This is a genomic window from Bacillus sp. V5-8f (genome assembly GCF_002863565.1).
Taxonomy (GTDB): domain Bacteria; phylum Bacillota; class Bacilli; order Bacillales; family DSM-1321; genus Peribacillus.
In genome coordinates, this window is sequence record NZ_PGUW01000005.1 from 76635 (window position 1) to 91621 (window position 14987).

The 14987-nt window shown below is 43.1% G+C and carries 16 protein-coding genes; all 16 read right to left on the reverse strand.

Features of this window, described 5'->3' with window-relative positions; genetic code table 11:
• Positions 1 to 22: 22 nt before the first annotated feature.
• The 16 genes from CUU64_RS07965 to rimP all read right to left on the reverse strand — a co-directional run bounded on the left by CUU64_RS07965 (position 23) and on the right by rimP (position 14843).
• Positions 23 to 622, reverse strand: coding sequence for a dipicolinate synthase subunit B (locus CUU64_RS07965; protein ID WP_101633028.1), 600 nt, complete (start codon positions 620 to 622; stop codon positions 23 to 25).
• A complete protein-coding gene (gene dpaA / locus CUU64_RS07970) occupies positions 619 to 1521 on the reverse strand; it encodes a dipicolinic acid synthetase subunit A (RefSeq protein ID WP_101633029.1) in 903 nt (300 codons plus the stop codon). The genes CUU64_RS07965 and dpaA overlap by 4 nt, the downstream gene beginning before the upstream one ends.
• 193 nt (positions 1522 to 1714) lie before the next feature.
• Positions 1715 to 1999 (reverse strand): YlmC/YmxH family sporulation protein, encoded by a 285-nt coding sequence (locus tag CUU64_RS07975; protein ID WP_101633030.1) that lies wholly within the window; start codon positions 1997 to 1999, stop codon positions 1715 to 1717.
• Between the two features lie 150 nt (positions 2000 to 2149).
• A complete protein-coding gene (locus tag CUU64_RS07980) occupies positions 2150 to 3376 on the reverse strand; it encodes a M16 family metallopeptidase (protein WP_101633031.1) in 1227 nt (408 codons plus the stop codon).
• A 168-nt stretch (positions 3377 to 3544) separates the two neighbouring features.
• On the reverse strand, positions 3545 to 4510 hold the full coding sequence (locus tag CUU64_RS07985; protein WP_101633032.1) for a polysaccharide deacetylase family protein: 966 nt from the start codon (positions 4508 to 4510) through the stop codon (positions 3545 to 3547).
• A 235-nt stretch (positions 4511 to 4745) separates the two neighbouring features.
• A complete protein-coding gene (gene pnp / locus CUU64_RS07990; RefSeq protein ID WP_101633033.1) occupies positions 4746 to 6863 on the reverse strand; it encodes a polyribonucleotide nucleotidyltransferase in 2118 nt (705 codons plus the stop codon).
• 352 nt (positions 6864 to 7215) lie between these two features.
• Positions 7216 to 7485 (reverse strand): 30S ribosomal protein S15, encoded by a 270-nt coding sequence (gene rpsO / locus CUU64_RS07995; protein WP_101633034.1) that lies wholly within the window; start codon positions 7483 to 7485, stop codon positions 7216 to 7218.
• A 128-nt stretch (positions 7486 to 7613) separates the two neighbouring features.
• Positions 7614 to 8564, reverse strand: coding sequence for a bifunctional riboflavin kinase/FAD synthetase (gene ribF / locus CUU64_RS08000; RefSeq protein ID WP_101633035.1), 951 nt, complete (start codon positions 8562 to 8564; stop codon positions 7614 to 7616).
• Between the two features lie 34 nt (positions 8565 to 8598).
• Positions 8599 to 9516, reverse strand: coding sequence for a tRNA pseudouridine(55) synthase TruB (gene truB / locus CUU64_RS08005; protein ID WP_101633036.1), 918 nt, complete (start codon positions 9514 to 9516; stop codon positions 8599 to 8601).
• Positions 9517 to 9712: 196 nt separating this feature from the next.
• On the reverse strand, positions 9713 to 10081 hold the full coding sequence (gene rbfA, locus CUU64_RS08010; protein ID WP_101633037.1) for a 30S ribosome-binding factor RbfA: 369 nt from the start codon (positions 10079 to 10081) through the stop codon (positions 9713 to 9715).
• A gap of 17 nt (positions 10082 to 10098) precedes the next feature.
• Entirely contained in the window at positions 10099 to 10377 is a 279-nt protein-coding gene (locus tag CUU64_RS08015) for a DUF503 domain-containing protein (RefSeq protein ID WP_101633038.1), read from the reverse strand.
• Complete coding sequence (gene infB / locus CUU64_RS08020) at positions 10377 to 12587, reverse strand: translation initiation factor IF-2 (RefSeq protein WP_101633039.1); 2211 nt, start codon at positions 12585 to 12587, stop codon at positions 10377 to 10379. The genes CUU64_RS08015 and infB overlap by 1 nt, the downstream gene beginning before the upstream one ends.
• 19 nt (positions 12588 to 12606) lie before the next feature.
• A complete protein-coding gene (locus tag CUU64_RS08025) occupies positions 12607 to 12909 on the reverse strand; it encodes a YlxQ family RNA-binding protein (protein ID WP_101633040.1) in 303 nt (100 codons plus the stop codon).
• The gene (gene rnpM, locus CUU64_RS08030) at positions 12906 to 13190 is read right to left on the reverse strand and encodes an RNase P modulator RnpM (RefSeq protein WP_101633041.1); all 285 of its coding nucleotides are present in this window, start codon (positions 13188 to 13190) and stop codon (positions 12906 to 12908) included. The genes CUU64_RS08025 and rnpM overlap by 4 nt, the downstream gene beginning before the upstream one ends.
• A gap of 22 nt (positions 13191 to 13212) precedes the next feature.
• On the reverse strand, positions 13213 to 14337 hold the full coding sequence (nusA, locus tag CUU64_RS08035) for a transcription termination factor NusA (protein ID WP_101633042.1): 1125 nt from the start codon (positions 14335 to 14337) through the stop codon (positions 13213 to 13215).
• A gap of 35 nt (positions 14338 to 14372) precedes the next feature.
• A complete protein-coding gene (gene rimP / locus CUU64_RS08040) occupies positions 14373 to 14843 on the reverse strand; it encodes a ribosome maturation factor RimP (protein ID WP_101633043.1) in 471 nt (156 codons plus the stop codon).
• Positions 14844 to 14987: the final 144 nt, after the last annotated feature.

Sequence of the window (14987 nt, forward strand, 5' to 3'; positions counted from 1 at the left end):
TTTTTGCTTATGCTCTTTTTTCTCAAACGGGGTCTTTATATCTTTCTACGATAACAGGCTGGATCTGTTGACCGTTTAAAGCATAAATAATCGTATCCCTTATCATACTCATTCGGGCTACCATGGAGTTTGGTTTTCCTTCAGGGTCATCCTGTCCGTATGGGACAAAATAGATGTCTTTAGCTGCCATCAATCTCATTAAGTTGACCCCGTTTAAACCGAGTGCATCATTTGTTGAAATACCGAGAACAACCGGACGGTGGTTACGCATCGTTGCTTTTGCCGCCATTAATACTGGCGAGTCGGTCAGGGCATTTGCCATTTTGCTCATGGAACCTCCTGTTAATGGCGCTATCACCATACAAGCTAAAGGCATTTTAGGACCAAGCGGTTCTGCTTTCACTATTGTATCAACTACAGGATGGCCAGTTAGTTTCTCGAGCCTTTCAATCCAGTCTTCTCCTTTGCCAAACCGCGTTTCTGTATTCTTGACCGTTGATGTAACAATGGGGATGACTTCAGCGCCTTCATTAACTAATTTCTCAATTTCCGGAAAAACTATATCATAGGTACAATGAGAACCGGTAAGTCCAAAACCGATCCTTTTTCCTTTTAAACTCATGTCGTTTTCCCCTTTCTTTTCTTCATGTCATCCTTAATGAGCTGCGCAAGGACATTTGCCAAAATTTGACCGGCTGTTTTTGGAGCTACGATCCCTGGCAAACCTGGTGCAAGCAAAGCCTTAATTCCCCTTTTTTCTGCATAACGGAAATCAGTGCCGCCCGGTTTCGAGGCAAGATCAATCACCAGAGTATGAACAGGCATGTTAGCCAAAACAGAAGCCGACACTATGAGTACAGGAATTGTATTGATACATATATCGACATCGCGGACTGCCGTGGCCAAATCGTTCAAGTGGAACGGAGTCATGGCCATTTCAGTAATTCTAGCGAGATCCTCGCTTTTTCTCGCCCCTACCTTCACTTTCGCCCCAATTGCCTGGAAAGTCCTGGCTACACTCATTCCTGTCCGTCCGAACCCAAGTACCGCAACATTTGATCCATGAATGGTAAAATCAGTATGCTGTATCGCCATCATCATGGTTCCTTCTACAGTCGGTATGGAATTATAGATCGCCACATCATCTCTTTCAAAAAGCTGTACCAGCTTTCGATTCGCTTTCTTGATGATCCCGTTTAAGTAATCATTGCTGATTCCGGAGTAGATCGTGCAATGCGGTGGGGTTCTGGAAAGAATTTGCTCTGTAATGATTACCTCCTCGTTAGAAAAGATCGTTTCTACCTTTCCTTGGGAATTTGTGCCTGGAACCGGTAAAATGACAGCATCGATTTCTGAAAGGTTTAGATCGTCCAGTTTGTCCTTAACCGCGCCGGTAAATGAATGATCCAGCTGTTCAAAACCTACCAATGACAGTTTGGCATCAAGCTCCGTAAGTTTGCGAATAACCTCGAGCTGCCTTGCATCCCCGCCGATCACTGCAATTTGCACGCCTGTGAGCATTTGCCGTCACCTTCTTTTATTGAGATAAGCCTGCAATATCCAAATTCGTGTTTTTCCCTCACATCTTATGATTTTTTTTTTAAGAGGTGAATCAAAGTGCCCATGCTTGTCAGGCAAATCCCTAAAAATAAAAAAACCGCCTAATTCAAGGCGGTTGGTGATTTATTCCATAGATACGTTGCTTAATGATCTGTTAATCGGGAAATTTTATTTTATGGGAATTTTCCTGCTCTAAATGTGGCTGGTGATCAGGGATATCAATGATAATCATATCAGTTCCAATTTTTTTTATATGACGCCATGGGACACGGATTTCACTCCCGTTTTTTCTCAATCCGAACCATTTCACAGATGGAATGATAAGAGCGGTTATTTGTCCGCTCTCATTTATCTCAAGATCCGTCTGACCCAGTATCCCTAGGCGTTCTGCCCGTTTAACATCCACAATTTCTTTTCCGCTAAGTTCGCTAAGCCGCATGAAGCGTTTCCCCCTCTTTTTCCCTTTATTAATCTATATCCCTTTCAAAGGACAAATAGAAGTAATTTCAGGTGAGAAGACAGTCACCACGCGAAAAAAAAGACCTTGCTCTAATGCCTGTGGTTAGGCAAAAAGCATGGCCCCTGTTTACTACTTCCATCCTTCGAGCGGACTGATTAAAGAACTGGAAAAATTGTCGGTGAAAATCTGATTAGCAAGTGCATTTACGCTTTCCTCTGTTACTTCATCAATCATTTCAACAATTTCATCGAGGGATTTATGTCTTTCTAAAAGAAGCTCATTTTTCCCATTTCTGCTCATACGGCTGTTTGTACTTTCTAGACTTAGCATTAAGCTGCCCTTTAATTGCTCTTTGCTGTTATGCAATTCTTTTTCCGTGATACCGTCACGCTTCAGGGTCTTGAGTGTTTCCTGAATGGTTTCATACAGGCTGTCAAGTTGGCCTGCCCCTGTACCACCATAAATTGTAACAAGACCACTATCCTGATAACCGGAATGGTAGGAATAAACGGAATAAGCAAGACCGCGTTGTTCCCTTACCTCCTGGAAAAGGCGGCTACTCATACTTCCTCCGAGAATATTATTCAGTACAATTAAACTATATACATCCTTATGGCCGATTTGCAGCCCTTCAAAACCAAGGCATAAATGGGCCTGTTCCGTTTCTTTCTTTCTGGTAAGCTTGTTCTGGTGGAAAACAGGTTTGACAAGTTCTGCTCTGCCGTTACCTCCTTGGTAGGAACCAAAGTAGCCTTCCACTTCTTTAATAAAGCTCTCATCCACATTGCCTGCAATGGAAATAACTACCTTATCTGGTGTATACATATCATGAACATATTTTTTCATCGTTTCACTTGAAAACGTGTTCAGTGTTTCCTCTGTACCCAAGATTGGATAACCTAACGGATGTTTTTCATAAACGGCCTGACTCAATAAGTCATGGACAATGTCATCCGGAGTATCTTCATACATTTTAATCTCTTCTAAAACGACATTTTTTTCTTTCTTTAACTCCTCCTCATCAAAAGTGGAATTAAAGAACATATCGGATAGTATCTCAAGAGCCAGGTTTGCATGATTGTCCAGCACCTTGGCGTAGTAGCACGTATACTCTTTAGAAGTAAATGCATTTACCTGTCCGCCAATGCTGTCAAAAGCTTCCGCGATTTCCCTGGCATTACGGTTAGTGGTGCCTTTAAAAAACATATGCTCCAAAAAGTGTGAAATCCCATTCAGTTCAGGGGATTCATTCCGCGAACCTGTTTTAATCCAAATACCGATGGCAACGGAACGGACTGTCGGAATATTTTCTAGAACAATTCTGGCTCCATTTTGGCAAGTATATTTCTTTATCAATGAATATTCCTCCAATTCTCTGGTGTCAAAAAAAAGCGTAAGTGCCCACTAGGGGATCGTTGGCTAAACTACTGCCACCCCATGTGGCAAAGCCGGCGTGTATGTCGTAGCCGACATCAATAAAAATTTACAATTTATACTTTTTACTCCCTCTGAAATTTGCACCCTTTAATGAACGATCCTTGTTTCTTCCAACGCTTCTGAAACAGTAACAATATGAAGATCTTTTCTTTTTATTTCCTTGATTAGCGTTTGTAAAGACTGGGCAGTTGAATCAGTAGGATGCATAAGGACAAATGCACCCGGATGAACTTTTGTAAGCACTCTTGAGGTCAATACGTCTGGGGAAGGCTTTTGCCAATCGATCGTATCAACGCTCCACATTATCGTACCCATCCCTAATGAAGCTGCAAATTTAATTGTCTCATCCCGGTAGCTGCCACTCGGGGGAGCAAACCATTTGGACTTTACTTTATTATTTGTTACAGCCTGTATCACTTCATTGGTCCTCTGCAGTTCGGTTTTAGAGGCTTGGGATGAAAGAGTCCTCATATCAGGATGTGAATACGAATGGTTGCCAATTTCATGGCCTCCTTCTTCGATCATCTTTACAAGCTCCGGATTATTCTTTGCCCATCTTCCTTCAAGAAAAAACGTCGCCTTTACATCATTTTTCTTAAGAGTGGATAGCATGTCCTGTAAATACTCGTTACCCCAGGCTACATTCACTAAAAATGATACAACCGGTTTGTCAGGGTGTGCCCGGTAAATTGGAGCCGGTTGAAGATCGCCCAGATGAACTTTAGGTGGGATCTGCCTGTAAATGAGATTTTTCTCATCAAATTTTCCGGACTTTTTCATAATATTATAGGATGCTTCAACATCCACTTTGATCCCGTTATAGCCAGGAACGGTTTTCCACACCGGATCGATTCTTGCATCCATGGGCGGAAATTCAAACTGCTTGCGTTTAGACTCAATTTCTCTATAGAGGCGGTCTGTTTCGGCAGCAGTATAGGCCGCCCTTTCTTTTAAAACGATCATATAATGATGGGTATAAGGATTTTGCACTAATAACCATGATATACCGGCAATGGTAGTTATCGCAACTATCTGCTTCCAATTATTATTCATGTTTCCAACCTCCTTCATACAATATGTATGAGGAAGAAGGACAAGGTAGACCATATTGCCTTTTACAGAGCACCTTATATGGTGACAATTCATTAGAAAACATCCAATTGATGAGATTAAATAGGCCGAATGAAACACCATCCATGCCTTATGTACATATCGAAATGTCTTTTTTTCAAAAAAAGCATGCGATTTTTAAATTAACCGCATGCTGATGGATCATATGCCCTTGTTATTACTTGGGATTGTTTTCCGTTTCTTTTTGCTCTTTCAGGACAGCTTTACGAGACAAGTTGACCCTTCCCTGTTTATCGATTTCCGTAACCTTGACAAGAATTTCGTCCCCAATCGATACAACATCTTCAACTTTTCCGACTCGTTCCTCAGCAAGCTCGGAAATATGAACAAGGCCATCTTTTCCATTAAAAATTTCCACAAAAGCGCCGAATTTCTCGATACGTTTGACTTTACCAAGATACATTTGGCCTACTTCCACTTCTCGAACGATATCTTCAATGATTTTCTTAGCTTTCTGGTTCATTTCTTCATCTACGGATGAAATAAACACAGTGCCATCCTGTTCGATATCGATCTTTACGCCAGTTTCTTCAATGATTTTGTTGATTTGCTTTCCGCTTGGCCCGATTACATCCCGAATCTTATCTGGATTAATGGTCAAGGTCAGGATTTTTGGTGCATATTTGCTTAATTCCTGACGCGGCTGGTTCAAAGTAGCCAGCATGGAATCAAGTATGTGCATACGCCCTCGTTTCGCCTGTTGGAGAGCTTCTTCAAGAATTTCTCTAGACAGCCCTTCAATTTTAATATCCATCTGGAGGGCAGTGACCCCTTTTTCTGTTCCTGCCACTTTGAAGTCCATGTCGCCTAAGTGGTCTTCCATCCCCTGGATATCAGTAAGAATCGTATAATATTCACCTGATTTAACGAGTCCCATCGCTATTCCGGCAACCGGAGCTTTTATAGGGACACCTGCATCCATCATAGCTAGAGTACTTGCACAAATGCTCGCCTGTGAAGTGGAACCGTTCGATTCCAAGACCTCGGAAACTAGCCTGATTGTGTATGGGAAGTCATTTTCAGCTGGAATCACAGGTTCAAGAGCCCTTTCACCGAGCGCCCCATGCCCGATTTCGCGTCGTCCTGGCCCTCTCATAGGACCCGTTTCGCCGACACTAAATTGTGGGAAATTGTAATGGTGCATAAAGCGCTTGGATTCTTCTGTTCCGAGCCCGTCTAGAATCTGAACATCGCCTAGAGCCCCTAGTGTACAGATTGACAGGGCTTGCGTTTGCCCACGGGTGAATAAACCAGATCCATGTGTTCTTGAAAGCAGGCCGACCTCAGAATATAGTGGCCTGATTTCATCAGGATTACGGCCGTCAGGACGGACCTTCTCTTCTGTGATAAGGCGGCGTACTTCTGCCTTAACTAGTTTATTAAGGATTTCCTTTACCTGCTTGAGCACAGTCTCGTCCGCTTCTTTTTCGTCATAACCAGCAATGACTCGATTCTTCACTTCTTTAATTGCATCTTCACGGGCATGCTTTTCCTGTACCTGTACCGCTTTATTGATGTCCTCCACACACATAGACTTAACCTCGGATTCAAGGTCGGAATCCAGTTCATAAAGAACCACTTCCATTTTCTCCTTGCCAATCTCTTTGACTATGCCTTCTTGGAATCCAATCAATTTTTTGATTTCTTCATGTCCGAACATAATTGCTTCTAGCATCGTTTCTTCCGGTACTTCATCAGCTCCGGCTTCTACCATATTAATGGCATCCTTCGTGCCAGCAACCGTTAAATTGATATCGCTTTGTTCCATTTGCTCCACAGTCGGATTGATAATGAATTCATTATTAACCCGGCCGACAACAACCCCTGCAATAGGGCCCCCAAAAGGAATGTCAGAAACCGAAAGTGCCAGGGAAGAGCCAAACATCGCAGCCATTTCTGTTGAACAATCTTGATCCACACTCATCACAATGCTGACAACCTGCACTTCATTACGGAACCCATCAGCAAACAACGGGCGAATTGGGCGGTCAATCAATCGGCTAGCAAGAATCGCCTTTTCACTTGGCCTTCCCTCACGTTTTATAAAGCCACCAGGTATTTTCCCAACAGCGTATAATCTTTCCTCATAATTAACCGTCAAAGGAAAAAAGTCCAGATTTTTTGGTTCCTTTGAAGCGGTAGCCGTACTTAATACAGCACTATCCCCGTACCTGACAAGGACTGCACCGTTGGCCTGCTTGGCCAATTGGCCAATTTCGACAACGAGCTTTCTGCCAGCCCAGTCGAATGAATAAGTTTTCTTATCCTGCGCCATTCTTTCTAAACCCCTCTCTACTTCTTCGAATCAGGGGTCTGGTATTTTAACCCGAACCCTTATTTGATGAATGATATATATGTCAATGTAAAAAGCCATATAAAACAAGCTATACTTATTATGCACGAAAAAAACAAGCGTTAACAGCGATATGGATGAAATATGTATAAAATGACCAAATTTGTTGAAATACTTTTTTTCATAAATTTTTGGTGACGCTAGGCCAAAAAACAAAAAACCAGCGTCTGCTAAGTGCGATAGATCGTAACATAACCGCTAGAGGGTAATTCGCCCGGAATTTATGTAAATTAACCTAACAAAAAAGCGGGAAAAATCCCGCTTTCATGAAAGATTATCGGCGTAAACCTAACTTGTTGATAAGTTCACGGTAACGAGTAACATCTTTATTACGTAGGTATGTTAAAAGGTTACGGCGTCTACCTACCATTTTAAGAAGACCGCGACGAGAGTGGTGGTCTTTCTTGTGAACGCGCAAGTGCTCGTTCAAATTGTTAATTTCTTCAGTCAGGACAGCAATCTGTACTTCTGGAGATCCAGTGTCAGTCTCGTGAGTTCTGTACTCATTAATTAGTTCATTTTTACGTTCTTGTGTAATAGCCATCCATTTCACCTCCTAATTATTTCATGAAAACCCCAGTTACCGAGCCAGCGCCGGAGATTCGACAAGCCAAGTAATGGTTATTTTTCATACATTTAATAGAATACAACTTTTCGGAATAAATTGCAAGTCTAAACCGTAGTTTTATTAAAATAAGCTTGGGTTTCCGCTTTATCGGCTTCAATTTGTTTGATAAGGTCACCCAGCCCAGCGAATTTTTGCTCGCTTCGTATCCTCTTATGCCACTCAACTTTTACTTCTTTACCATAAAGATCGCCGTCAAATGAGAGGATGTGCACTTCAACGGTTGGATGTTCTGGCCGCTTTTCATGAAAGGTAGGCTTATAGCCGACATTGCAGACACCTTCATGCCAGCTTCCATCTATTTTTATGCGAACGGCATAAACGCCGGTAGCGGGAAATAAATAATTATCCCTCACTTCGACATTTGCGGTCGGAAAGCCCAGCTTACGTCCCCGTTTTTCACCATGGACTACAATACCTTGAGTCGAATAAAAGCGTCCTGTTAAATGGTGGAATTCAACAAAATTCCCTTCGTCCAAAGTATTCCTAATTCTGGTAGAACTCACTTTTTCGGCATCAAGCATTTGTTTTTCAACAGTAGTATGGGTAAACCGTCCTCTTGAATAGAAAGGAAGGGTTTTCATATTACCCTCTCCATATCGGCCATATGTGTAGTCGAAACCTGCCACCACATGCCGTACATTAAGATTTATTAAATAGTCGTCAACGAATTTCTCTGGATGCAAGGAGGCAAAATCCTTTGTAAAATGAATGATGAACAGGTAATCAACACCCAAATCCCTAATGAGGGAGATTTTGTCCTGAATAGGTGTGATATAACGGATATGCCTAACATCTTTACCAAGAACCGCAGATGGATGGGGGTCAAAGGTCATGACACCTGAACTAATCCCCTCAAGCTTGGCTTTATCTACAGCAGTTTGTATTACTTTTTGGTGCCCTTTATGTACACCATCAAAAAAGCCAAGCGCGATGCATAGCGGCGGGAAATCGCCGGCATTAAAGTGATGAGGATGCTCTATTGCAATAACTTTCACGTTCCATTCTCCTCTTTCTTCCGGAAAAACTAATTTAATCCTGGGCTAAAACCTTTATGGGCTTCACCAGATTTGGTTTATTCGGGTGAATGCTATATATGGCAAGCGCCTTTTGCCTGTTGTCCACCATTACGAAAGGATTTCCCTTTGTAATAGGTAAGTCTGCAGGTTGTTCTAAGACAGCACCGTTTTTTACTTTCTTTGCTACTGTATCATTAATCTGATATTTCGGCAAATGAATTAAGCCTCTTTCCAACGGTAACAAAAGATCTTCTTTTCGTTCCAATGCTGCCATTTCTTCTACTTCTTCAAAGGTTTTACAGTCTTCACGTGTGAAGCCGGCTGATTGGATCCTGACAAGGTTAGACATATGCGCTGGATAGCCCAGTCTTTCTCCTATCATTACGGCGAGTGTCCTGATATAGGTTCCTTTACTGCAGCTGACCCTGAAACGGAAGGACACGGTAGGCCCTGAGAATTCTTCTCTGTCATCAAGCAATGTGAGCTCGTAAATAGTTACCGTCCTTGTGGGCCGTTCGACAGCAATCCCTGCTCTTGCATATTCATATAGCTTCTTACCGTTTACTTTCACTGCCGAATACATTGGCGGTGTCTGCTGGATTTCACCTGATAGTGAAGTCAGCACTTGGAGAATCCGTTCTCTTGGGATTGTACCTGATACAGGTTGTTCCTCTACCTTCTCTCCTCCCGCATCCTCAGTGGTTGTCGAGAAGCCTATTGTTACTTCCCCTTCATAAGCTTTCCCGGCATCAGTTATGTATTCCGCTATTTTTGTGGCCCTCCCTATACATATAGGTAAAACTCCCGTGACATCTGGGTCAAGAGTTCCAGTATGTCCAACCTTTTTTGTCTTCAAGATTTTCCTGAGTTTAAATACACAGTCATGGGATGTCATCCCCTTTGGCTTCCACAGCGGCAGAATTCCTTCCAATACATTCACCTCTTTTAATGATACAGATTTTATTGCTTATTTTTTCATATAATGAAACATGGATTCTGTAGCTAGTCCATATTTTATTGAAGGTCCTTCCCGCAGAAAGGCAGAAAAAAAGATAGACAATACATGTCTATCTCTGATTCAAGCTGACTGCAAGCTATATAAAAAGGCAGCCCGGCGCTAATAAAAACTATTCATCATCGCTACGAGAGACTTTTTCTTCTGCATGGATTTGATGGATCAACGTATCGATCCTATTTCCATAGGCAATGGATTCATCAAATTCAAATGCAATTTCAGGCGTTTTGCGCAGCCGGATTCTTTGCCCAATTTCAGAACGAATAAATCCTTTTGCCTTTGCTAAGCCTTTAAGCGTATTTTCTTTTTGTTCCTCATCACCAAGCACCGAGATATAAACGGTTGCCTGTTGGAGATCCCCAGTTACGGCAACGTCTGTCACTGTGACAAAGCCAATCCGCGGATCCTTGATTTTGCGACCAATGATCTCAGTCAGCTCTTTCTTCATCTGTTCGCCAACACGATTTGCACGAAGGCTCATAAAATCACCTCGCTAGCCTAAAGCCATTCTATATCTGTTATTGTACGTTCAAGTTCCGGAAACGAATCTAGAAATTGCAGGGCATTCTGCAATTCTCTCTCAGTTGCCCCACGGGATGATGCTACGGTCACAATGGCAAGTTTTGTCCTTTGCCACACATCCTGATATTCGACTTCTGCGACCGAAATATTGAATTTTTGCTTGAGCCGTGTCATGACACGCTGAAGCACGGCTCGCTTTTCTTTTAATGACTGGGCGTCATGGATAATGCATTCAAACTCGGCTGAGCCGATCATTACTTGCGTTCTACTTCTTCCATTACGAAGGCTTCAATGACGTCGCCTTCTTTGACGTCGTTGAAGTTTTTAATCGTGATTCCGCATTCATAGTTTTGGGCTACTTCTTTTACATCGTCTTTAAAGCGTTTCAGGGCATCGATTTCACCTTCGAAAATTACTACCCCCTCGCGGATTAAACGTACGCCGCTATCTCGCGTAATCTTTCCATCGGTCACATAAGAACCTGCAATTGTACCGACTTTAGAAACCTTAAATGTCGTACGGACTTCAGCCTGGCCGATGATTTTTTCTTCAAATTCAGGATCAAGCATCCCTTTCATCGCAGCTTCGATTTCCTCGATTACTTTATAAATGATGCGGTGCAGGCGAACGTCGACGTTCTCTGATTCGGCAGCACGCTTGGCATTTACATCCGGGCGCACGTTAAATCCGATTACGATGGCGTTGGATGCAGTTGCCAGGATAATATCTGATTCGGTAATTGCACCGACACCTGTGTGGATAATTTTAACTTTGGCGCCTTCCACTTCAATTTTTTGCAGTGAAGCAGCCACCGCTTCAGCCGACCCTTGAACATCCGCTTTTAAGATGATGTTCAGTTCTTTTATTTCCCCTTGCTTCATTTGTTCAAACAATGTATCCAAAGTTACACGGGATTTTTCACTGCGTTGTGAAGCAAGTTGTTTCTGTGAGCGGGCTTCCCCGACCTGGCGGGCTGTTTTTTCATCTTCGAATACGATGAAACGGTCTCCTGCCAGCGGTACCTCATTTAAACCTGTAATCTCAACCGGAGTGGAAGGACCCGCTTCTTTTACGCGGCGGCCAAGATCATTAACCATTGCGCGTACACGGCCGAAAGTGTTACCTACTACGATCGGGTCACCAATTTTCAGCGTACCGTTTTGAACAAGAAGGGTCGCTACAGAACCTCGGCCTTTATCAAGCTGTGCCTCAATTACCGTACCGATTGCCCGTCTGTTTGGATTCGCTTTATACTCTTCCACTTCGCCGACAAGAAGGATCATTTCCAGCAAGGAGTCGATGCCTTCACCGTTCTTAGCTGAAATCGGAACAAATATGGTATCGCCACCCCATGCTTCCGGTACAAGGCCATGCTCAGTTAGCTCTTGCATTACGCGATCCGGATTGGCTGCCGGTTTATCCATTTTGTTCACTGCTACAATGATAGGTACCTCAGCCGCTTTAGCATGATTAATTGCTTCAACTGTCTGAGGCATTACTCCATCGTCAGCCGCCACGACCAAGATTGTTATATCTGTAACCTTCGCACCGCGTGCACGCATTGTAGTAAACGCCGCGTGACCAGGTGTATCCAGGAATGTAATTTTCTTGTCATTAACTTCTACTTGATAAGCACCAATATGCTGTGTAATGCCACCCGCTTCGCCTTCAGTCACTTTTGTATTACGGATGGAGTCGAGCAGGGTAGTTTTTCCATGGTCAACGTGACCCATGATCGTAACGACAGATGGACGCTCGATCAGATCGGCTTCATTATCTTCCGTAACCAATACTTCAAGATCGGTAATATCCACTAAAATCTTTTCTTCCACTTCGACATCATATTCGCCTGCAACCAACTCGATTGCATCTTTATCAAGCGATTGGTTAATTGTTGCCATTACACCTAGCATGAAAAGCTTCTTAATGATTTCAGAAGGTTCACGGTGCAGCTTCTTTGCGAGCTCGGCAACCGTCAGGGATTCGGTGAAAGTGATTTTTGAAGGAAGCTCTTTTTCTTTTCTCTTTTGAACCGGCGCAGACGTGTGCTGCTGAGGTTTTTGTCTGTTGTTTTTATTACGGTTATTGTTCCTGTTATTATTATTGCCTTTGAAAGCTTTCTGGTTATCCTGGACAGTTTTCTTTCCAGCCACAGGTTTTGGAACAGGCTTCTTTTGGATTTTTTCGGTCTTTTTCACTACACCGGTATTATCATCCGCTTCCGCTTCGTACGTTTCCAGTGTGGCGTGCTGTGTTGGCTGCGGTCTGGCAGCCGTATTTTGTCCGGACTTTGGTTCAGTACTAGCCTTTGGCTGGTATTTTTCATTCAATTTTTCAACAGTTGTATCTTCTAATGCTGCCATATGGTTTGATACCTCAATGTCCATTTCTTTCAGTTTATTAATAACGTCCTTGCTTGAAACGTTTTTTTGTTTTGCATATTCATATACTCGTAATTTGGTCATGCGTTCACCCCCGTAAAATTTAATCGAGCAGCGTCTGGAGTTTTCGTGCAAAACCATCGTCCAGCACGGCAATGGTGACTCTCTCTTCCTTGCCGATCGACTGGCCAAGAATGGACCTGTTTTCCACTCTTTTGATAGGCACATCATAATATCTGCACTTATCAATGATTTTTTTTTCTGTATTTGAGGAAGCGTCCATAGCAAGCAACACTAGCTTTGCTTTTCCGTTCCTTATCTCCTTAATCACTAATTCTTCTCCGGAAATCAGCTTACGCGCTCGATTTGCCAAACCTAATAGAGACACCCATTGATCTTGTTTCATGAATTCGGATGCTTCTCCTTTTCCGCCATTTCCAGTAATTGTTCATATATGGAATGATCGACTTCCGCTTCCAGGTTGCGCTCTAGCACACTTTTTTTCTTGGCAAGCTCAATAATGCCCGCATCCAGGGTGAGATAAGCACCGCGACCAGACTTTTTTCCGGTTGGATCAATGCTTATTTCGCCCTCTTTTGTGCGGACGATCCTAATTAATTCCTTTTTAGGCCTCATTTCGCCTGAAGCGACACACTTTCTCATCGGAATTTTTTTTCGGCTGTTCACAGCGGGTCACCTCCTATCAAGCTTACTCATTATCTTCAGAGAATTCATCGCCTGTCTCATAGCTGTCCCTGCTTAATAGAGGTTCCTGCTCTTCAACAGGGTAAATGCCACTTTCGCGTGCTTCCGTTTCACTCTTGATATCTATTTTCCAGCCGGTTAATTTTGCCGCAAGACGAGCGTTTTGCCCTCGTTTCCCTATCGCCAGGGATAACTGGTAATCCGGCACGATGACCGTAGTAGCTTTATCCTCTTCTTGTACAATGACCTCAAGTACCTTCGATGGGCTCAAAGCGTTGGCTACAAAGACAACCGGGTCTTCTGACCATTTGACAATGTCAATCTTTTCACCTTTCAGCTCGTTTACAATCGCTTGTACTCGTTGGCCTTTTTGTCCTACGCAGGAGCCGACTGGATCAACTTCTTCGTTATCGGAATGCACAGAAATTTTTGAGCGGTCTCCCGCTTCCCTGGCCACCGATTTAATTTCCACCGTACCATCGAAAATCTCAGGTACTTCAATTTCAAAAAGGCGCTTTAAAAGCCCTGGATGTGTACGCGAGACGAAAATCTGTGGGCCCTTGGATGTTTTTTCTACTTTTGTGATATATACTTTAATCCGGTCATGGGGCTTGTATTGTTCATTTGGCATCTGCTCGCCTGCAGGCAGCAACGCTTCAATCTTCCCCAGCGATACATAAATAAATCGTGAATCTTGACGTTGGACGATACCGGTCATGATATCCTCTTCACGGTCAATGAATTCGGAATAGATAATGCCGCGCTCTGCTTCCCTGACGCGCTGGGTTACTACTTGCTTTGCAGTTTGCGCCGCAATCCTTCCGAAATCTTTCGGAGTTACTTCCATTTCCACCACATCGTCAATCTGGTAGCTTGGATTGATTCCTTTTGCTTCTTCCAGAGAGATTTCAAGACGTGGATCGAAGACTTCGTCAACAACGTCTTTTCTCGCAAACACTCTCATCGTACCCTTTTCAAGGTTTAAGTCGATACGGACGTTTTGTGCCTGATTAAAATTGCGGCGATATGCAGAAATAAGTGCCGCTTCGATAGCGTCAATTAGGACATCTCTGGAAATGCCTTTTTCTGTCTCCAATATATTGAGAGCATCCAATAAATCACTGCTCATGGTTGGTCCCCCTTCATCATTTATTTCCCTAATCTTTAAAAAGTGACCGCCAGCCTTGCTTTCGCCACTTTTTCATACGGAATGACGACAGTATTCTTTCTTGTCTTAACCGTAACTTCCAACGTCACTTCCCGTCCGTCAAACCCGGTTAGGAGGCCTTCAAATTCTTTTTTATCAAGAATTGGTTCATATGTTTTTATGTACACATTTTTCCCGACTGCCTTTTCAAAGTCCTTTTCTTTCTTTAACGGCCGTTCAGCACCCGGTGACGATACCTCTAAGAAATAGTTTTGCGGAATCGGGTCTACCTCATCAAGCTTCTCACTAAGCTTTTCGCTAACCTGGCCGCAATCTTCAATATCTACTCCGCCCTCTTTATCAATGTATACGCGGAGAAACCAGCTCTTACCTTCTTTGGCATATTCAACTTCCACCAGCTCCAGCCCTGATTCATCCAGGATCGGAGTCACCATCTCTTCTACAATTTCAGTTACTTTTTTACTCATAAGCTGCCTCCATACATGGCCGGACGTCACTTGATCTACCGGTGCCGGCGATTCCACAAGGAGTGGCAGGTTTTGACCGGCATTTCTTTTGTCCGGAGCTTTTATTATAAATAAATTAGTTATTTACAATAGGAAAGAGTGGGT